The 20,019-nt window shown below is 69.4% G+C and carries 11 protein-coding genes; 6 read left to right on the forward strand and 5 right to left on the reverse strand.

Annotated elements, in window-relative coordinates:
* Positions 1-96 precede the first annotated feature (96 nt).
* Complete coding sequence (locus ACFWUQ_RS22250) at positions 97-1,104, forward strand: helix-turn-helix transcriptional regulator (protein ID WP_384540653.1); 1,008 nt, start codon at positions 97-99, stop codon at positions 1,102-1,104.
* 81 nt (positions 1,105-1,185) lie between these two features.
* On the opposite strand, the gene ACFWUQ_RS22255 is transcribed toward ACFWUQ_RS22250, so the two are convergent.
* Entirely contained in the window at positions 1,186-4,263 is a 3,078-nt protein-coding gene (locus tag ACFWUQ_RS22255; protein WP_384540655.1) for a DNRLRE domain-containing protein, read from the reverse strand.
* A 515-nt stretch (positions 4,264-4,778) separates the two neighbouring features.
* Here ACFWUQ_RS22255 and ACFWUQ_RS22260 point away from each other — a divergent pair.
* The 3 genes from ACFWUQ_RS22260 to ACFWUQ_RS22270 all read left to right on the forward strand — a co-directional run bounded on the left by ACFWUQ_RS22260 (position 4,779) and on the right by ACFWUQ_RS22270 (position 12,269).
* Complete coding sequence (locus tag ACFWUQ_RS22260; protein ID WP_384540657.1) at positions 4,779-11,627, forward strand: ricin-type beta-trefoil lectin domain protein; 6,849 nt, start codon at positions 4,779-4,781, stop codon at positions 11,625-11,627.
* 4 nt (positions 11,628-11,631) lie between these two features.
* On the forward strand, positions 11,632-11,883 hold the full coding sequence (locus ACFWUQ_RS22265) for a hypothetical protein (protein WP_384540660.1): 252 nt from the start codon (positions 11,632-11,634) through the stop codon (positions 11,881-11,883).
* A gap of 95 nt (positions 11,884-11,978) precedes the next feature.
* Complete coding sequence (locus tag ACFWUQ_RS22270; protein WP_384540662.1) at positions 11,979-12,269, forward strand: hypothetical protein; 291 nt, start codon at positions 11,979-11,981, stop codon at positions 12,267-12,269.
* An 89-nt stretch (positions 12,270-12,358) separates the two neighbouring features.
* On the opposite strand, the gene ACFWUQ_RS22275 is transcribed toward ACFWUQ_RS22270, so the two are convergent.
* Genes ACFWUQ_RS22275 through dnaK form a run of 4 tightly spaced genes read right to left on the reverse strand, consistent with a single transcriptional unit; the run spans position 12,359 to position 16,576 of the window.
* On the reverse strand, positions 12,359-12,829 hold the full coding sequence (locus ACFWUQ_RS22275) for a heat shock protein transcriptional repressor HspR (RefSeq protein ID WP_384540665.1): 471 nt from the start codon (positions 12,827-12,829) through the stop codon (positions 12,359-12,361).
* A gap of 1 nt (position 12,830) precedes the next feature.
* Positions 12,831-14,015, reverse strand: coding sequence for a molecular chaperone DnaJ (dnaJ, locus tag ACFWUQ_RS22280; protein WP_384540667.1), 1,185 nt, complete (start codon positions 14,013-14,015; stop codon positions 12,831-12,833).
* A 51-nt stretch (positions 14,016-14,066) separates the two neighbouring features.
* Positions 14,067-14,729: a nucleotide exchange factor GrpE gene (gene grpE / locus ACFWUQ_RS22285; protein WP_384540670.1), complete on the reverse strand. Its 663-nt coding sequence runs from the start codon at positions 14,727-14,729 to the stop codon at positions 14,067-14,069.
* The gene (gene dnaK, locus ACFWUQ_RS22290) at positions 14,729-16,576 is read right to left on the reverse strand and encodes a molecular chaperone DnaK (RefSeq protein ID WP_384540673.1); all 1,848 of its coding nucleotides are present in this window, start codon (positions 16,574-16,576) and stop codon (positions 14,729-14,731) included. Before dnaK ends, grpE begins: the two co-directional genes overlap by 1 nt.
* 275 nt (positions 16,577-16,851) lie before the next feature.
* Here dnaK and ACFWUQ_RS22295 point away from each other — a divergent pair, with 275 nt between their 5' ends.
* Together ACFWUQ_RS22295 and ACFWUQ_RS22300 are read left to right on the forward strand one after the other, a co-directional pair.
* Complete coding sequence (locus tag ACFWUQ_RS22295) at positions 16,852-17,385, forward strand: sugar transferase (protein ID WP_384540675.1); 534 nt, start codon at positions 16,852-16,854, stop codon at positions 17,383-17,385.
* Positions 17,386-17,495: 110 nt separating this feature from the next.
* The gene (locus ACFWUQ_RS22300) at positions 17,496-19,997 is read left to right on the forward strand and encodes a heterodisulfide reductase-related iron-sulfur binding cluster (protein WP_384540677.1); all 2,502 of its coding nucleotides are present in this window, start codon (positions 17,496-17,498) and stop codon (positions 19,995-19,997) included.
* The last annotated feature ends 22 nt before the right edge of the window (positions 19,998-20,019 follow it).

Consider the following 20,019-nt stretch of genomic DNA (forward strand, 5'->3'; position numbering starts at 1 on the left):
CCCCCGCATCTCAGACGATGACTTATCGAGCCACGCCATTGCCACCGTGGCGATGCATCATGTTCCTGTACATGCAGGACCCTGGGGGTGGGAGATATGCCGATAATGCGGATAAACCAGACACATCCCCATGCGGTGACAGATCTGTGCGATCTGGGGGCCGAGCTGTACGCGAGCGCGCTGAGCTCCGGCCGGATCGCCCGCGAAGAGGTCGAGCAGACGCCCTGCCTGCTGGAATTCGCGCTGCTGCACCCTGATCCGGACGACGACAACTGGCTCCGTCCGGTTCCACCCTCGGTTGCCCTGGCACAACGACTCCACCCGCTGGAACGGGAGATCCTGCACCGCCGGCGCTCCTCCATCGAGCTCGCCGAAGCCTTTGAGCCATTCATGGCCATCAGCGCGCTGACTCCCGCGCCGACGCACGCGATCACCGTGCTGGAGGGATTCAACAGGATCAACGCGGCGCTCAATGTGGCCACCGCCGAGTGCCAGGCGGAAATGCTGACCATCCAACCGGGCGGCGGACGCTCCGAGAACATTCTCAACCAGGCGATCGAACGCGACCAACCCCTTATCCGGCGCGGCGTGAGCATGCGCACCCTGTACCAGCACACCGTCCGCCACAGCCGCGGCACGATGGCCTACGTCGACCGGATGGCCAGCGGAAAAGTCGAGATCCGGACGCTGGAGGAGCTGGTCGAGCGGCTCATCATCTGCGACGAGTCGGTCGCCTTCATCCCTGCCAGCGACGACCAGCAGATCGCCCTGGAGCTGCGGCACCCCGCGCTCGTCCGCTACCTCGTCCGCGTCTTCGAACAGCTGTGGCGCCGGGCCACCCCGCTCAACGAGCAGATCCCCTACGACCCGACACCGTCGGGCATCTCGGGCGTGCAGCGCTCCATCGCCCAACTGCTCGTGGAGGGCCACGTGGACGAGGCCATCGCGCGCCGCCTGGGGATGAACGTACGCACCTGCCGCGCGCACATCGCCAAGCTGGCCACCGCGCTCGGAAGCGGCAGCCGCGCCCAACTCGGCTTCCTCATAGCCCAGTCGGGCATCCTGGGCCGCGTCTCGGGCCCAGCCCAGGAACCCCGCCTCTGAACCGGCGCCCACACACAAAACCCCGCCCCGGACACGGTCCGGGGCGGGGCGCCGTTGTGTTGTTTCAGCTGCTGTGCGGTGTTATCCGATGGTGAGGAAGGTGTTCCAGCCGTCTTCGTCGCGGCCGGAGGCTGCGCCGACGGTGGTGGTGCCGCCTTGGAAGAGCCATTGGTTGCCGTCGGTGCCGACGCCCCAGATGTCGGGGATGCCGTCGCCGGTGGCGTCGGCGGTGCCCAGGACGATGGGGAGCGCGGCGCGGCCCCAGCCGGTGGTGGCGTAGGTGAGGTCGGCGGCGCCCAGGGAGCCGGCCATGGTGGCGAGGGAGAGGACGTCGGCTCCGCCGTTGGGGCCGGGCTTGCCCTTGCGCAGGGCGAGGCCGCGGTTGGCGTTGGAGTTGTCGCGGAAGATCAGGTCGGGGACCTGGTCTCCGGAGACGTCGCGGACGCCGACGATGTCGCGGGCGGCCCAGCCGGTGGCGAGCTTCTTGTACGAGGTGAAGCTGGATCCGGTGTAGCCGGAGAACACCCAGAAGCCGTCGGCGTCGAGGGCGAACATGTCGCCGAGTCCGTCGCCGTCGAAGTCCTCGACCACCACGATCTGCCGCAGGGTCGCGGGGTCGGGGGCGGAGAGCGGGAGCTGCATCTCCATGCGGCGGCCGGCGTCGAACTGGCCGGTGCCGACTCCGGGGTAGATGTAGAGCTTGCCGTCGGGCATGCGCGCGATGAGGTCGGTCAGGCCGTCGCCGGGGTGCCAGTCGGTGGCGTGTCCGATGAGCGCGCTCTTGCCGGTGGCGGCGTCCTTGAAGTGGCCGGCCGCCACGGCCTTGCCGTTCTCGACGGCGCCGGGGATGTGGGCGTCGGTGTCGCCGATGCGGTCGCCGGCGTAGGTGCGCAGGTTTCCGGCTCCGTCGACGGCGAGGATGTCGGGGTGCCCGTCGCCGGTGACGTCACCGGGCTTGTCGATGCCGGGGCGGGGGCGGACGTAGAAGAGGTACTCGGTCGGCACGGAGATGTTGCCGGCCTTGTTCACCGTCCGGACGTAGAGGACGTTCGGTCCGGCGGTGTCGACCTGAAGCTTGATGGAGGCGAGGTCGTTCTGCCAGGGGGTGGTCTTCTGGTCGTAGAGGGGGTGGTTGAGGCTCCACTGGTACTCGCGGATGTCGGCGGCGGGGGTGCCGTTGCCGAGGAACTCGATCCACTGGTCGGGGGTGCTCGCCGGGGCCAGCGACCACTCGGCGCCGTCGGGGCCGGGCGGCGGGAAGTGCGAGGAGCGCACGGCCGGGTTGGCGGGGGCGGTGTGGTCGATGGTGAAGGTGCACCATCCGCCGCCGCCGGAGTCCGCGGGTCCCGAGCCCTGGGACCAGGAGCCGTCCCAGTCGTTGGTCCGCGAGAGCCAGTAGTACTTGCGGCCGGAGGTGAAGGAGGCGTGGGGGACGGACTTGGTGACGACGCCGTCGCTGTTGGGCCACATCCACTCGTCCAGGACGGGCGTGCCGGAAACGGCGTCCCAGACCTCGATCTGGACCTGCTTGAGGTTGCCGTCCCGGTCGATGCCCTTGGACTGGAACGACACGTCCGTCTTGCCGATGCTGGTACCGGTGCCGCTGGTCAGGCACGGGCCGCCGGGGGAGGTGTTCATGTTCGCAGCGACAGGGATGTCGGGCGGGGTGTTGTAGGTGACCTCGATATAGGGGGCGCTCTCACCGTTGGCGATGAACTTCTTCCAGTAGAACGAGTCCGACTCGCTCGGCGCCCGGAAACCGAGTGAGAGCGCACCCCAGCGGCCGTTCGCGGCCTCGGATACCAGGCCCTTGATGTCGGGGGCGATCCAGTTGTCAGGGCAGGTGGAGTTGTAGCCGTAGCCGGAACTCTCGCTGGTGATCTTCTTGCCCCACCAGCCGGTCGTGTTGTTCCAATTGCTGGACGACGTCACGAAAGGCGTCGAGTAGATGTCCATGGCCTTCGTCCCGCACGACCACGAATACGTCTGCAGTGCCCGGAGCTTCGCGGAGACGATCCCCGCTCCGTGGAGCTGGCTGCCGAATTCGAAGTTGAACACCGAACGGGACGTGCCGCCGGAGTCCGACTCGTAGCCGACACGGGCCTCGTTCGTACCCGACGCGTTGTAGTTCTGGCCGTTGTAGAAACTCGTTCCGCCGGCCGTCTTGTAGAGCAGCGACCAGGCGTGCTTGCGGCCCTTGAACGAGGGGTCCACGAACACCGGGTACACGGTGTCCGCGCCGGTCAGGAGTGCCTGGTCGGCCTTGAGGGTGAGGATGTTGTCGTTGAAGGAGGCCGCGGCGACCGCGAGGCGGGCGCGTTCGGCGCCCGCGAGGCCCTTCAGGGCAAGGGTGGGGTGGTCCTTCGCGACCGGCGAGGGCTTCCACGCCGGGACGTCATCGGTCGTGGCGACCTTGCCCGAGGAGTCCCACATCAGCGGCGACGGGGAGCCCGCCACCTCCTCGCCCGCACCGTCGCGGGCCGACAGCGCGCCCGATTCGGCGTCCAGGTGGAAGGAGAGATCAGGAGAAGCGAGCCGGTAGTTCAACTCGGCGAGAAGCGGGTCGGCTGCCGCGTTCTTGTCCTTCACCACCAGGACATGCGAATATCCGCCGTCCTGGGCGGTCATCACCAGGTCGATTCCGGGCCGCACATTCTCGTACAGGGCGCGCGGGCCGTCGATCACCGGCTCGGGCAGCACGCCCGGCCAACTCACCACCATTTCGCGGCCGTCGGTCTTCAAACGCACCAGTTCGGACCACACCGCACCCGGCGCGTCCACCGTCAGCGCGGACCGGACCACACCACGCGACGCACGCGAAGCATCCGCGGAGCCCGCGGAGAACACCACGGCGCCATTCACGGCCTTGGCGGCATAACCGCCCTCGACCCGCGCGAGATCGGTATCGATGGGCTTCCACTGGTCACCCACCCGCGCACGAACGGTCGACGTCGATATCTGCTTCTTGAAAAGACCGTCCGGCTGCGCCCACGTCGTCGTGTTCGCTGTGTGGTCAGCGGTGACCTCGACGTCCTCGCCCGACTCCGCGGCCAGCTTCCGGGCCTCGGCCGCCGTGACCGGCCCCCCGGAATTCTCCGCCTTCGCTCCGGGCTCGTCGTCGCCGCCCAGCCGGACACCCACCGGCACGGCAACCGCCACAGCGAGCAGAGCAGCGATGCCGCCCAGAGCCCGACGGCGTCTGAACCAACGTCTCGGTGGATCGTCCGCCACGGGCGCGTCCTCGGAAGCGGACTCGCTCACTACCATATTTCCTTCTCCCCCTCGGCCCGCCGATCCGGACGCGCATACTCCACTCTCCGGTCGACACAAAAAGTGCGCCCCGATCATGGACCAAGGTTTCGGCCACAGCACCCCCCTACGGGGGAAATCCCACACTCTGATACACCGGAATCCCCCCAATTTTCGTGACTTCGGAATGGCTGGAAGTGATTAAACCCACTCCCGCCCCCGAACATTGGACTTCCCGCCGGATCAGGCCCCAAGATCTGCTGGCAATTTGTCAATTCCCCGCCACCCGGATGTCCGATATCCGGACGGCGGCGGTATGGGGGGTAGTTATGTCGCCCTTTGCGGCGAGTAATTTGCGCCTGCCCGGAAACGGGCAGGCGCGCAGACGTGTGGCGCGCACCGGAGCCACGCTCTCGGTGGTTCTGATGGCCACACTTCTGCCTGTTCAGGCATGGGCCGCCCCACCGGGCGACCGCACGGGGGTCGAGCTGCCGGGTCTCCAGCAGGACCTGAGGGCCAAGCTCGACAAGGTCGAGGCCGCGAAGCTGGAGGACTGGGCCGGAGCTCCGGCCCAACCCCCGGCCGGCTACGAACCCTCCAAAGTCACTCCCCCGACGGCCGGTTCGGCCGATGTCGCACTGAGTTCCGGCAGCGGAACCGGCCTGGTGCAGGCCGGCACGCTGCCGATCAGCATCGGCAAGGCTTCCCCGACGGAGACGAACCCGACCCCACCCGCCCCGTCCGGCACCTGGTCGGTGGCCGTCGAGGCGCGCACGACCACCGAGGCCGCCGGCCTCGACGGTGCGATCATCAAGGTCACGCCCCCTGCCGAGGGCTCGACCCCGGTCGACGTGCAGCTCGACTACAAGCAGTTCGAGGACCTCTACGGCACCGAGTGGGCCACCCGGCTGGAGATCAAGCAGCTCCCCGAGTGCTTCCTGACCACGCCGCTCCTTCCCGAGTGCAGCACCGCAAAGCACGTACCGAGCACCAACGACCCGTCGACCGGCACCGTCCGCGCGACCATCGACCCGGCCACCGCGCCGGGCCTCGGCATGCGCACGATGGCCCTGACCGGGGGCGGCGGACCGACGGTCCTCGCGGCCACGGACTCCGCGTCCGGCGGCGGCGGCACGTACAAGGCGACCTCCCTCTCCCCGTCCGGCACCTGGACGGCGGGCGGCAGCGGCGGCGGCTTCTCCTGGGCCTACCCCCTGGGGGTCCCGGCGCCCCCGGCCGGCCCGGAGCCCAAGGTCTCCCTCTCCTACGGCTCCCAGGCCGTCGACGGCAAGACCTCCGTCGCCAACGGACAGGCCTCCTGGGTCGGTGACGGATGGGACTACCACCCCGGCTTCGTCGAGCGGCGCTACCGCTCCTGCTCCGCCGACCTCAAGGCCGCCCCGGGCGCGCCGAACAACGACAACAGCACGGACAAGAAGAAGGCCGACCTGTGCTGGGCCGGCGAGAACATGGTGATGTCGCTCGCCGGCAGCACCACCGAGCTCGTCCACGACACGGCCACCGGCAAGTGGATCCCCGCGGACGACGACGGCTCCAAGGTCGAGCGCCTGACCGACGCGAACGTCGCCAACGGCGCGAAGGACGGCGAGTACTGGGTCGTCACCACGCGTGACGGCACCCGCTACTTCTTCGGGCGCCACGACGTGGACGGGGCCGGCTCCCGCGCGGTGACGGACTCCGTCTTCAACGTCCCGGTCTTCGGCAACCATGCGGGCGAGCCCTGCCACGCGGCCGCCTTCGCCGCCTCCTCCTGCAAGCAGGCCTGGCGCTGGAACCTCGACTACGTCGAGGACGTCCACGGCAACGCCCTGGTCATCGACTGGAAGCGGGAGGAGAACCGCTACTCCAAGAACGAGAAGTTCAAGGAGAAGAGCGCGGCCGAGGTCGGCTACGTCCGCGGCGGCTACCCGAAGCAGATCTCCTACGGCCTGCGCGCGGACAACCTCTCCGGCGCCCCGGCCGCCAAGGTCGAGTTCACCGTGGCCGAGCGCTGCGTGGTGGAAGGCACCACGAAGTGCGAGGACGCCGAGTTCGAGTCGAAGAACTACGAGCGCAAGCAGCCCTGGTGGGACACTCCGTCCACACTGAACTGCACCTTCGCCGCGGAGACCTGCTACGTCTCGGTCCCGACCTTCTGGACCCGCAAGCGCCTGACCGGCATCACCACCTACGGCCAGCGCACCGAGGGCAGCACCGACCTCTCCAAGGTCGACCACTGGTCGCTCCAGCAGTCCTTCCCGAAGCAGCGCACCGACACCCACCCGCCGCTGTGGCTGGAGTCGATCACCCGCACCGGCTACGCGGCCACGAAGGACGAGAACGGCAACCAGCACAGCGCGCCGCTGCCGCCGGTTTCCTTCCTCGCCAACGTGGTGGACATGCCCAACCGCGTGGCGAAGAGCGCGAACGACGCGACCCCCGACTACGACCGCCTCCGCGTGGAAACCATCCGCACCGAGACCGGTGGCGAGGTCTACGTCGACTACTCCGCCCCGTGCCCGGTCGGCACCACCCACCCCAAGCCCGAGGGGAACACGGGCCGCTGCTTCCCCAACCACTGGTCCCCGGACGGTGAGCTGGAGACGCCGCCGCTGGAGTGGTTCAACAAGTACGTCGTCGACAAGGTCGTCGAGAAGGACCGCGTCGCCCGCCAGCCCGACGTCACCACGAGCTACACCTACGAGGGCGACGCCGCCTGGGGCAAGGACACCGACCCCTTCACCAAGCCCGAGCTGCGCACCTACAACCAGTGGCGCGGCTACGCCTCGGTCGTCATGACCAAGGGCGTCACCGCCAACGCCGGCCAGCCCGACGCCACGGAGCAGTCCCAGACCCGGACCCGCTACTTCCGCGGCATGTCCGGTGACGCGGGCCGCCCCGTGATCACCGTCAAGGACTCCACCAACACCGAGACCCTCGGCGACGACCTGCCCCCGTACGCGGGCAAGGTCGCGGAATCGATCACCTACACCAAGGCCGGCGCAGGCGCCTCCGTCGTTGCCCGCGACCTGAACTGGTACACGAGCACGCGCACCGGCACCCAGCCCCGGACCGGCACCACCGCCCTCGAAGCCTTCCGCGTCGAGACCTCGCGCATGGACCGCTACGAGGCGATCAGTGGCGGCGGTCAGCGGCTGACGCGTGCGACCGACACCTTCGAGGCCGCCTACGGCCTGAAGGCCACCGCCCAGACCGAGGCCATGACCTCGAACGGCTCCGGCGGCTGGACGGTCAACGACCAGAGCTGCACCACCACCACGTACGTGCACAACACCGCCGCGCACCTGATCGGACTGCCGCAGAGCGTCCGCGGCACGGCGGGCACCTGCGCGCAAGCCGGCACCGGCACCCTGCTGTCCAACACCCGCACCTCGTACGACGCCCTGAACGCCTTCGGGACCGCCCCCGTGAAGGGATTGCCCTTCCAGACGGACACCCAGGACGGGGCGGGCACCGGCTGGATCACCACCGGCCGCTTCGAGTACGACGCCCTCGGCCGCGTACTCAAGTCGTACGACCCCGCCGGCAACGCCATCACCACGGCGTTCACTCCGCCGACCGGACCGGCTTTCAGCCAGTCCACGACCAACGCCCTGACCCACAAGTCCTCCGGCAAGTTCGACCCGGGCCGCGGCCTGGTCCTGGAGGTCACGGACCAGAACAACCGCAAGATCACCTCTGGTTACGACCCGCTGGGGCGGACCACGGCGGTCTGGACGCCCTCGCAGAACCCGGCCACCGACAAGGCCCGGCAGACCTTCGACTACCAGATCTCCGAGCACGAGCCCCCGGCCGTGACCTCGCGCGCCCTGCGGGACAACGGCACCTACGAGACCTCCGTCGAGATCTACGACGGCCTCCTGCGCCCGCGGCAGACCCAGTCGGAGGCCCCGGGCGGCGGGCGCGTGGTCAGCGACAAGCTGTACAACGCGAACGGCACCGTCCGGCAGACCAACAACAACTACTACGCCGAGGGCGAGCCCGACCGGAGCATCTTCGTCCCGGAAACGGTCTTCCACGTCCCGAACGCCACGGCGACCGCCTACGACGGACTCGGGCGCTCGGTGCGCTCGACCACCCTCTACGACGGTACGCCGCACCACTCCGACGTCACCGCGTACGGCGGTGACTGGACCATTGAGCGCAGCGGCATGTCAGCCGACGGTTCGGCCCCGCTGCCGGGGAGCCAGGCCTCCAAGACCTGGACCGACGCGCTGAACCGCACGGTACTGATTCAGAAGTACACCGCCCCGGACCTGACCACCTGGAACAACACCGCCTACGCCTACGACGTACGCGGCAAGCTGTCCAAGGTCACGGACGCGAACAACAACGTATGGACGTCCTCGTACGACGCCCGCGGGCGCCTGACCGGCTCCACGGACCCGGACATGGGGTCCGCGACCTTCGGCTACAACAACCTCGACCAGCAGGTCTGGGCCGAGAACGCGGCCGGCAAGAGGACCCACAGCATCTACGACAAGCTCGGCCGCAAGACCGAGACGCGTGAGGACTCGGCCACCGGGCCCCTGACCGGCTCGTTCACCTACGACGGGCTGGCCGGAGGCAAGGGCAAGCCCAACACCGCCACCTCCTACAGCGACGGGGCAGCCTACAAGAGCGAGATCACCGGCTACGACGCCGAGTACCGCCCCACCGGAACGAAGCTCACCATCCCCGAGACGGCCGCCACCACGGGCCTGGCCGGCACCTACACCTACAGCACCACCTACACCCCCACGGGCCAGATCCAGTCGACGACACTCCCGGCCACTCCGGGCGGCCTCGCGGCCGAGAAACTGATCACCCGGTACGACGCTGACGGCCTGGCCAAGACCATGTCGGGCCTGTCCTGGTACACAGCGGACACGGTCTACAGCCCCTTCGGCGAGGTCCTGCGCACCGCGTCGGGCAAGGCCCCGCAACGGGTGTGGACGACCAACCTGTTCGACCCGTACACGGGTCGCGTCTCCCAGTCGATCTCCGACCGGGAGACGCCGGGTGACCACCGGCTGTCCGCGCTCGCCTACACGTACGACGTCGTAGGCAACCCGACCTCGATCACGGACACCCGGCCGGGCGGCGCGATCGACCGGCAGTGCTTCTCGTACAGCCCGATGGGCCAGCTCACCAAGGCCTGGACCGGCAAGACGGCGCAGTGCACCGGACCGTCGCTCAGCGATGTCGCCGCCGGACCGGACGGTGACGGCTACTGGCAGTCGTACGAGTTCGACAAGATCGGCAACCGCACCAAGCTGGTGAACCACCACCTCACCGACGCGGCGCTGGACCAGACGACGACCTACACGTACGGCATCAACGTCTCGCCCGCCGGCCAGACGCCGGTGATGACCAAGCCCCACGCCCTCGCCAAGGTGGAAAAGAAGCAGGGGACGACGCCGCTCTCCCAGTCGACCTACGAGTACGACGCCACGGGCAACACCAAGACCCGCAAGATCGGCGCCGACACCCAGGCCCTGACCTGGAGCCGCGACAACAAACTCACCTCGGCGAGCAGCCCCGGCATCGGAGCCGTAGCCGTTGTCGGCCCGGCGGCCAAGTGCCTCGACGTCGCGGGCGGTTCCTCCGCGGACGGCACGGCCGTCCAGCTGTGGACCTGCAACGAGACGCGCGCCCAGCAGTGGCGCCTGACCGGCGACACCGTCCAGGCCCTGGACAAGTGCCTGACGGCGCAGGGCGGCGTCACCGTCCTGGCCACCTGTGACGGCAGCGCACAGCAGAAGTTCGTCGTCCGGGCGGACAAGACGCTCTACAACGCGGCCGCCAACGGCTGCGTGGACGTCCCGAACGGCAACACCGCCGACGGCACCGACCTGCTGGTCTACGCCTGCGCGGCCGGCCCCAACCAGCAGTGGACTCCCGCCGACAACACCACCAAGTACATCTACGACGCCTACGGCAGCCGCCTCGTCGAGGAGACCGGGTCCAGCCGGACGCTCTACCTCGGCGAGACCGAGGTCACCGTCAACAAGGCCGGCCTGGCCATCGACGCGGTGCGCTACTACAGCCTCCCCGGCGCACCGACCACGATCCGCAAGACCGATGGCAAGGCCAGCGGCCACAAGCTGACGGTCCTGCTGACCGACCACCACAACTCCGCGACCATCGCCGTCGACCAGCAGGCAGGGCAGGCGGTCACCCGCCGCAAGCTCGACCCCTACGGCAACCAGCGCGGCCCCACGGCCGGCAATTGGCCAGGCAGCCGCACCTTCCTGGGCACCGGCAACGAGGACACGAGCACGGGCCTGACCCATATCGGTGCCCGCGAGTACGAACCGACCACAGGCCGCTTCATCTCGGTCGACCCCGTCATCGACATCACCAACCCGCTCCAGATGAACGGGTACAACTACGCGAACAACAACCCGGTCTCGCAGACGGACCCGACCGGCCTCGAAAGCTGCGGCCCGCACGGATACTGCGGCGGTGGCGGCCACACCAACGGCGAGTGGCTGCACGTCCCGGACGACGACGACACGGACGACACCGAGACCTGGGAGGCGCCGGCTGTCACCATCACGGTGGACAGGCAGGGCGACCGATACATCAACGGTGGACGCCTCAAGACCGACAAGGAGTTGAAGGTCCGCTTCTCGTTCAAGAAGACGTACGAGGAGCGGCTGAGGGCGTGGCTGAGCACGGAGCGCTGCTTCCACCCCGACAGTCAGGACGCGTTCTGCGACGGTGCCGCGGAGCTGGGCCTGTTCTCGTACGAGAGGTCTCCGGGGCGGGCCGCCGTCGGAGACTTCCTCCTCCTCGTCATCGCACCGGACGCCGCCGCCTGGGCGGCCTGTGCCGGCTTTTCCGCGAAGGGCTGCGTGAACGCGGCACTCGACCTCCCCTGGGCCAAGTGGGCCAAGGCCATCAAGGTCGTCGGCGAGGGCAAGAAGATGGCGGAGCGGGTGGAAGAGGCCAAAGCCTCGTCCAAGACGGGGCGCGCCGCGAATGTGGCGAAGGTCGAGATGGCCAAGCTGAAGGTGATCGCCGAACGCTACGGCGGCTCCGACGCCCAGGTCGATGCCACGTTCGGCAAGGGAAAGCTCTGGCACAACCAGGACACGAACCTGGAATACCACAACAAGACACATTTGAAGAACGTGAAGAAGAATTTCCTCCGCCGGGATGTCGTGGCCGCGCGGGACGCTTACCGAAGGGTCGAGGCCGACAACCCCAGGAACCCGAGCGCGAAGCAGCGCGCCGACCTGATGGACTACCTCTTGGAGAACTGGTAAAGAGATGACGGCCATGAAATTCGTGGTGCAAGCCGGGCCGGACACCCCGCTCACCGTCCACTTCGAGCCGCAGGGCACCCAGTTCGAGCTCGCACCCGGTGACCACCTCGTCGTCGAGTGGCCCGTCGGCGGGTCCGGGAAACTGCTGGGCGGGTTCACCCACGAGCCGGACAACCTGACCCTCAGCGAGCCGGCGGGCGGAACGGCCCGCATCTGGAACTCGCACGGCGAGGAGATCGACGTCTTCGGACACTGAGCCCGGACGAGGCCCCGCCCGGAACCGCCCGGGCGGGGCCTCTCGCACTACGCGAGGTGCCCGTTGCACCGACAAGGGAAGGCCGTGAACCTGTAATGAGACTGACCTGGAGAAATCGCCAGGAGGAGGCCAAGGCGCCGACGGCGAGGTTCGTCGTCCAGGCCGGGCCGGACACCCCGTTCACCGTCCGCTTCGAGCCGCAGGGGACGCAGCTCGAACTCGCGCCCGGTGACTACGTGATCGTCGAGTGGCCCCTCGTCGAGGACGGGGAGCCGCACGGCGGCGTCGTGCACGCACCCGATGGTCTGACGCTCACCGAACCCGGGGGCGGCGCGGCCGGCGTCTGGGACTCCCGCGGCAGGAAGCTCGACATCCTCGGCCGCTAGAACCATGAGAGGGCCCCGCCCGGAGACATCCGGGCGGGGCCCTCTCATGCGTGCGCGTGCCGCGTATGCGGGCGGACCGGCGGCGTGCGTCAGTCCAGGGGGCGCTTGGGGGTCGGGCGCCAGACGACCAGGGCGCTGCCCGGCTGCGGGGGCTGGTACGGGACCAGGTCGCGCCGGTACGAGGCGTGGACCTGGGCCTCGCGGGCCTGGAGCGTGGCCGCCGCGCCGTCCACCGCCGCGGAGAGCTCGGCCACGCGCTGCTGGAGGGCGGCGACCTGGTTCTCCAGCTCGATGATCCGCTTGATGCCCGCCAGGTTGATGCCCTCGTCCTGCGACAGCGCCTGCACCGTGCGGAGCAGTTCGATGTCGCGGGCCGAGTAGCGCCGGCCGCGCCCGGCCGTACGGTCCGGGGAGACCAGGCCGAGGCGGTCGTACTGGCGCAGGGTCTGCGGATGCAGGCCGGAGAGCTGGGCGGCCACGGAGATCACGTAGACGGGGGTCTCGTCGGTGAGCTGGTAGCCCCCGCCCAGACGGGAGGACTGTCGTCGGCGGCCGTCCATGTCATGCTCCCTTCGCGGACTCGAACAGCGCGGAGCGCGGGTCCTCGGACTCCGTCGCCTCGCGGTACGTCTCCAGCGCCTCGCGCGCCTTGTCCGACAGTTCCGTGGGAACCGCGACCTCCACCGTCACCAGCAGGTCGCCGCGGGTGCCGTCCTTGCGGACCGCGCCCTTGCCGCGCGCCCGCATGGTGCGGCCGTTCGGAGTGCCCGGCGGGAGTTTCAGCGTCACCGAGGGGCCGTTCAGGGTCGGGACCTTGATGTCGGCCCCCAGCGCCGCCTCGGTGAACGTCACCGGCACGGTCACCGTCAGGTTGTCGTCCTTGCGGCCGAACACCGGATGGCTGTCGACGTGCACGACGACGTAGAGGTCGCCGCCCGGGCCGCCGCGCTCGCCGGGCGCCCCCTTGCCGCGCAGCCGGATCCGCTGGCCGTCGGAGACGCCCGCCGGGATCCGGACCTGCATGGTGCGGGAGGAACGGGCCCGGCCGCTGCCCTTGCAGACCTCGCAGGGGGTCTCCGCGATCAGGCCGCGGCCCTTGCAGTCCGCGCAGGGATCGGTCAGCGAGAACCCGCCGCCGCTGCCCCGCGACACCTGGCCGGTTCCGACGCAGGTGGGGCACACCCGGGGCGTGCCGTTCTTGTCGCCGGTGCCCGAGCAGGCCTTGCAGGGGGCCTGCGAGGACATCCGGAGCGGGACCGTGGCCCCGTCCACCGCCTCCGTGAAGGAGAGGGTGACCTCGGACTCGATGTCCTGGCCCCGGCGCGGCTGGGTACGGGCGCCCGGGCCGGTGCCGGCGCCGGCGCCGCGGTTGAACAGGCCGCCGAAGACGTCGCCGAGGCCACCGCCGCCGAAGCCGCCGGGGCCGCCCTGCTGCTGGCCTCCGAAGAGGTCGCCGAGGTCGAAGTTGAACGAGCCGCCCGCGCCCGGCCCCGGGCGGAAACCGCCGTTGCCGAACAGGGCGCGGGCCTCGTCGTACTCCTTGCGCTTCTTCGGGTCGCCGAGGACGTCGTTCGCCTCGGAGATCTCCTTGAAGCGCCCCTCGGCCGAGGCGTCGCCCTTGTTGGCGTCCGGGTGGAACTCGCGGGCGAGCTTCCGGTACGCCTTCTTGATCTCGGCCTCGGTGGCGTCCTTCGGGACACCGAGGACCTTGTAGTAGTCCTTCTCGACGAAGTCCTTCGTGTTCATCCCCGGTGTCCCTCCTCCCGTGCTCCTGCGCGCGGTGCTACGTGTGGTGCGTCAGCCCTTGTCGGGGGCATCCGCGTCCTTGTCCGACGGCGCCTCGGCCTCCGCGGACTCCGACTTGGGGGCCGCCCCCGGCTGGGGCTCGGCCACCGCGACCCGTGCGGGACGGATCGTACGCTCGCCGATGCGGTACCCCGGCTGGAGGATCGCCACGCAGGTCGTCTCGGTGACGTCCGGCGCGTACGAGTGCATCAGGGCCTCGTGGATCGTCGGGTCGAAGGGCTCGCCCTCCTTGCCGAACTGCTGGAGGCCCATCTTCGCGGCGACCGTCTCCAGCGATTCGGCCACCGACTTGAAGCCGCCGACCAGTTCGCCATGCTCCCGCGCCCGGCCGACGTCGTCCAGGGTCGGGAGCAGCTCCGTCAGGAGGGACGCGACCGCGATCTCCTTGACGGTGACCCGGTCCCGGTCCACCCGGCGGCGGTAGTTCTGGTACTCCGCCTGGAGCCGCTGGAGGTCCGCGGTGCGCTCGGAGAGCGCCGTACGGGCCTGGTCCAGCTGCGCCAGCAGAGCGGTCTCCTGGCCTGCGGCCTGTGCTGAGTCCCCGGCCGGGGCCGCCTCCTCCGCCTGGGCGGGTTCGGCGGCCGTCGGCTCCTCGGGCGTGCCGTCGGCGGGGACTTCGGGCTTCTCCTCGAAGCCCGGGGTCTCCTCCGGCATCAGGCAGCGCCGCCCTTCGGCTTCTCGTCGTCCACGATCTCGGCGTCGACGACGTCGTCGTCGGCCTTCGCCTGGCCCGCGTCACCGGCGGCGCCGGCGGCACCCTGTCCGGCCTGGGCGTCGGCGTAGATCGCCTGGCCGAGCTTCTGGCTGACCGCGGCGAGCTTCTCGGTCGCCGTACGGATCTCGGCGGTGTCCTCGCCCTTGAGGGTCTCCTTCAGCTCGGAGACGGCCGTCTCGACCTCGGCCTTGACGTCGGCCGGGACCTTGTCCTCGTTGTCCTTGACGAACTTCTCCGTCTGGTAGACGAGCTGCTCGCCCTGGTTGCGGGACTCGGCCGCCTCCTTGCGGCGGAGGTCCTCGTCCGCGTACTGCTCCGCCTCCTGGCGCATGCGGTCGACCTCGTCCTTGCCGAGCGAGGAGCCGCCGGTGACGGTCATCTTCTGCTCCTTGCCCGTGCCGAGGTCCTTGGCCGTGACGTGCATGATGCCGTTCGCGTCGATGTCGAAGGAGACCTCGATTTGCGGGATGCCACGGGGGGCCGGCGGCAGGCCGGTCAGCTCGAACATGCCGAGCTTCTTGTTGTACGCCGCGATCTCGCGCTCGCCCTGGTAGACCTGGATCTGCACGGACGGCTGGTTGTCCTCGGCCGTCGTGAAGATCTCGGACCGCTTGGTCGGGATCGTGGTGTTGCGCTCGATGAGCTTGGTCATGATGCCGCCCTTGGTCTCGATACCCAGGGACAGCGGGGTCACGTCGAGGAGCAGGACGTCCTTGACCTCGCCCTTGAGCACGCCGGCCTGCAGCGTCGCGCCGATGGCGACGACCTCGTCCGGGTTGACGCCCTTGTTGGCGTCCTGACCGCCGGTGAGCTCCTTGACGAGCTCCGCGACGGCCGGCATACGGGTGGAACCGCCGACGAGGACCACGTGGTCGATCTCGGACAGGTTGATGCCCGCGTCCTTGATGACGTTGTGGAACGGGGTCTTGCAGCGGTCGAGCAGGTCCGCGGTCAGCTGCTGGAACTGGGAGCGCGTGAGCTTCTCGTCCAGGTGCAGCGGGCCCTCGGCGGAGGCCGTGATGTAGGGCAGGTTGATCGAGGTCTCCGTGGAGGAGGACAGCTCGATCTTCGCCTTCTCGGCGGCCTCGCGCAGGCGCTGGAGCGCCATCTTGTCCTTGGACAGGTCGACGCCGTGGCCGTTGTGGAACTGCTTCACCAGGTAGTCGACGACGCGCTGGTCCCAGTCGTCACCGCCGAGGTGGTTGTCACCGTTGGTGGCCTTCACCTCGACGACGCCGTCGCCGATCTCCAGGAGCGACACGTCGAAGGTGCCGCCACCGAGGTCGAAGACGAGAATGGTCTGGTCGTCCTTGTCGAGGCCGTAGGCCAGGGCGGCGGCCGTCGGCTCGTTGACGATGCGCAGGACGTTGAGGCCCGCGATCTCGCCGGCCTCCTTCGTCGCCTGGCGCTCGGAGTCGTTGAAGTAGGCCGGGACGGTGATGACCGCGTCCGTGACCTTCTCGCCCAGGTACGCCTCGGCGTCGCGCTTGAGCTTCTGCAGGATGAAGGCGCTCATCTGCTGCGGGTTGAAGTCCTTGCCATCCAGGTTGATCTTCCAGTCAGTGCCCATGTGGCGCTTGACGGAGCGGATGGTCCGGTCCACGTTCGTGACCGCCTGGCGCTTGGCCACCTCGCCGACGAGGACCTCGCCGTTCTTGGCGAAGGCGACGACGGACGGCGTGGTCCTGGCGCCCTCGGCGTTGGTGATGACGGTGGGCTCGCCGCCTTCCAGAACGCTGACGACGGAGTTAGTGGTGCCCAGGTCGATGCCGACCGCACGTGCCATTTCGATTCCTCCAGCTGACTTGAGTGGAACAGGCTCAACCATGCCGCATCCCCGCGCGGACGTCAACAGAGCTGAGTCGCGTCGACTCAACCTTTAGGCTCCCCTTACGCGCAACCCGGTCCGGCCCTCCGTCGTTCGCGGCGCGGCGTCCGGGGCGGACCCCCGGTCCTTGGGCGCGTTCCGGCGGGCACCCGCCGGCGGCACCGGCACCCGAACGGGTCACCCCCGCCGCGCGGCGCCCCGCCCCCGCCGGGGCCATCCGGCACGGTGCAGGAATGCCCCTGCCGCTCACCCTCCCGTCCCCCCGGGCCCGGCCGGCGACGCCATTCGCCAAGCGGGTGCTCGACCTGGCCGGCGCGGCGGTCCTGTGCGTCCTCGCCGCCGTACCGCTCGCGCTGGCCGCCGGGCTGCTGTACGTGACCCAGGGCGGCCGGGCCCTCGTACGGGAGCCGGCCGCCGGCCTGGCCGGGCGCCCGTTCCGGGTCTGGCGCCTGCGCACCGGCGGGGCGGGCGCCGTCGGCGAGGCCGTCGAGCGGTGCGCCCTCGACGCACTGCCGCAGCTGGTCAACGTGCTCCGGGGCGAGATGTCCCTGGTCGGGCCGCGCCCGGAGCCGCGTACCGACCGCCCCGAGCGGCTCCTCGTACGCCCCGGGATGACCGGGCTGTGGCAGGTGAGCGCCCGCTCGGACCTACCGTGGGAGGAGATGCCCCTGCTCGACCTGCATTATGTGGAGAACCACTGGCTCGGGATGGACCTCGCGATCCTGGCGCGGACCCCGGGGGCCGCCTACCGACATAGGCAGCCCTGAGCGACACAGATCACCGCACGCTCAGCTACATTGCGGCGTCGGGAATGGGTAACCTCAAGCCTTGACTTCATAAGTTACCGCTTAGTAAGTGCCGCCCGAGGAGCCCTCCCATGCAACTCGCCGCGATCATCGTGTCGCTGGTCCTGACCGTGGTCGGCGTCGCGCTGCTCGCCCGAGCCGTGGCGCAGATCTACCGCTTCGTGAAGCTCGGCCAGCCCGTACCGGCCGGCAGCCGCACGGACGACCCGAAGGCCCGAACGCTCACCCTGGTCCGGGAGTTCCTGGGCCACAGCCGGATGAACCGCTGGGGCATCGTCGGCTTCGCGCACTGGTTCGTCGCGATCGGCTTCCTGACCCTGCCCCCCACCCTGGCGCAGGCCTACGGACAGCTCTTCCAGGCCGACTGGACGCTGCCGGTCATCGGCGGCTTCCTGCCGTTCGAGATGTACATCGAGTTCATCGGCCTGATGACGGTCGTGGGCATCCTCGTCCTGATCGCGATCCGACTGCTCAACCTGCCCTCCCGGGCGGGCCGCAAGTCGCGCTTCACCGGCTCGAAGGCCTGGCAGGCGTACTTCGTCGAGTACATCATCCTGACCATCGGCCTCGCCATCCTCGCGCTGCGCGGCCTTGAGGGCGCGATCCACCACGTGGACTCGTACGACCCGGCGTACTTCGTGTCGTACCCGCTGGTCCTGGCCTTCAAGGGGCTCTCGCTCGGCGCCCTGCAGAACGCCATCTACTTCACCGCGATGATCAAGATCGGCACCTCGCTGGTCTGGATGATCGTGGTCTCGCTCAACACCAACATGGGCGTGGCCTGGCACCGCTTCCTCGGCTTCCCGAACATCTGGTTCAAGCGGAACGCGGACGGCGCGGTCGCGCTGGGCGCCCTCCAGCCGATGACCAGCGGCGGCAAGGAGATCGACTTCGAGGACCCGGGCGAGGACGACTCGTTCGGCGTCAGCCAGGTCGAGCAGTTCTCCTGGAAGGGCATCCTCGACTTCTCCACCTGCACCGAGTGCGGCCGCTGCCAGTCGCAGTGCCCCGCCTGGAACACCGGCAAGCCGCTCTCCCCGAAGCTCCTGATCATGTCGCTGCGCGACCACGCGCACGCCAAGGCCCCGTACCTGCTGGCCGGCGGCGGCAAGGACATGGAGGGCAACGAGAAGGCCACGGCCGAGCAGCTCAAGGACGTCCCGGCCGCGGCCCTCGCGGAGGCCGAGCGCCCGCTGATCGGCACCGCCGAGGAGAACGGCGTCATCGACCCGGACGTGCTGTGGTCCTGCACGACCTGCGGTGCGTGCGTGGAGCAGTGCCCGGTCGACATCGAGCACATCGACCACATCGTCGACATGCGGCGCTACCAGGTGATGATCGAGTCCGCGTTCCCGTCCGAGGCGGGCACGATGCTCAAGAACCTGGAGAAGAAGGGCAACCCCTGGGGCCTCGCGAAGAAGCAGCGCGTCGAGTGGACCAAGGAGGTCGACTTCGAGGTTCCGATCATCGGCAAGGACGCCGAGGACCTGTCGGAGTTCGACTACCTCTACTGGGTCGGCTGCGCCGGCGCCCTGGAGGACCGGGCCAAGAAGACGACGAAGGCCTTCGCGGAGCTGCTGAACATCGCGGGCGTCAAGTTCGCGATCATGGGCGGCGACGAGAAGTGCACGGGTGACTCCCCGCGCCGCCTGGGCAACGAGCCGCTGTTCCAGCAGCTGGGCCAGGAGAACGTGGCCATGCTGAACATGGCGTTCGGCGAGGACGACGAGGACCCGTCGACCCGCAAGCCGAAGTCGGCCAAGCGGATCGTCTCGACCTGCCCGCACTGCTTCAACACCATCGCGAACGAGTACCCGCAGCTGGGCGGCGAGTACGAGGTCATCCACCACACGCAGCTGCTCCAGCACCTGATCGACGAGGGCCGACTGGTCCCGGTGACGCCGGTCGACGGCCTGATCACCTACCACGACCCGTGCTACCTGGGCCGGCACAACAAGATCTACACGCCGCCGCGCGAGATCATGTCGGCCGTGCCGGGGCTGCGCCAGCAGGAGATGCACCGCCACAAGGAGCGGGGCTTCTGCTGCGGCGCCGGTGGCGCGCGGATGTGGATGGAGGAGCGGATCGGCAAGCGCATCAACAACGAGCGGGTCGACGAGGCGCTGTCCCTGAACCCGGACATCGTGTCGACGGCGTGCCCGTTCTGCCTGGTGATGCTGACCGACTCGGTGAACGGCAAGAAGAACGACGGCCAGGCCAAGGAGTCCGTGCAGGTCGTGGACGTGGCCCAGCTGCTGCTGGACTCGGTCAGGACGCCGGAGGCGCCGGAGGTCGAGGCGGAGCCGGAGCCGGTGACCGCGGGTGTGGCGGCTGCGGGGTCGGCGGCGAAGGCGACGGCTTCGGGTACGGTTGCGGCTGCGGGTGCGGGTGCTGGTACGGGTACGGCTGCGGCTGCGGGTGCGGGTGCGGCTGCGACGCCGGCCTCGCCGGCTCCGGCCGCCGGGGCGGAGCCGAAGGCCGAGCCGAAGGCGGAGCCCGAGGCCGGGACCGGATCCGGGACCGGATCCGCCGCGGCACCGGCGTCCGAGGCGAAGCCCGGGAACGCCGAGTAGCGGGCGCGGCCCGGCTCTGAAC

The organism is Streptomyces sp. NPDC058662, from assembly GCF_042716255.1.
In the GTDB taxonomy this organism is placed as follows: domain Bacteria; phylum Actinomycetota; class Actinomycetes; order Streptomycetales; family Streptomycetaceae; genus Streptomyces.

Bases quoted from the DNA above. Each gene is read 5' to 3' on its own strand.
- ACFWUQ_RS22250 (WP_384540653.1), top strand. From the start codon at position 97: ATGCCGATAATGCGGATAAACCAGACACATCCCCATGCGGTGACAGAT.
- ACFWUQ_RS22260 (WP_384540657.1), top strand. From the start codon at position 4,779: ATGGCCACACTTCTGCCTGTTCAGGCATGGGCCGCCCCACCGGGCGAC.
- ACFWUQ_RS22265 (WP_384540660.1), top strand. From the start codon at position 11,632: ATGACGGCCATGAAATTCGTGGTGCAAGCCGGGCCGGACACCCCGCTC.
- ACFWUQ_RS22270 (WP_384540662.1), top strand. From the start codon at position 11,979: ATGAGACTGACCTGGAGAAATCGCCAGGAGGAGGCCAAGGCGCCGACG.
- ACFWUQ_RS22275 (WP_384540665.1), bottom strand. From the start codon at position 12,829: ATGGACGGCCGCCGACGACAGTCCTCCCGTCTGGGCGGGGGCTACCAG.
- dnaJ (WP_384540667.1), bottom strand. From the start codon at position 14,015: ATGAACACGAAGGACTTCGTCGAGAAGGACTACTACAAGGTCCTCGGT.
- grpE (WP_384540670.1), bottom strand. From the start codon at position 14,729: ATGCCGGAGGAGACCCCGGGCTTCGAGGAGAAGCCCGAAGTCCCCGCC.
- dnaK (WP_384540673.1), bottom strand. From the start codon at position 16,576: ATGGCACGTGCGGTCGGCATCGACCTGGGCACCACTAACTCCGTCGTC.
- ACFWUQ_RS22295 (WP_384540675.1), top strand. From the start codon at position 16,852: ATGCCCCTGCCGCTCACCCTCCCGTCCCCCCGGGCCCGGCCGGCGACG.
- ACFWUQ_RS22300 (WP_384540677.1), top strand. From the start codon at position 17,496: ATGCAACTCGCCGCGATCATCGTGTCGCTGGTCCTGACCGTGGTCGGC.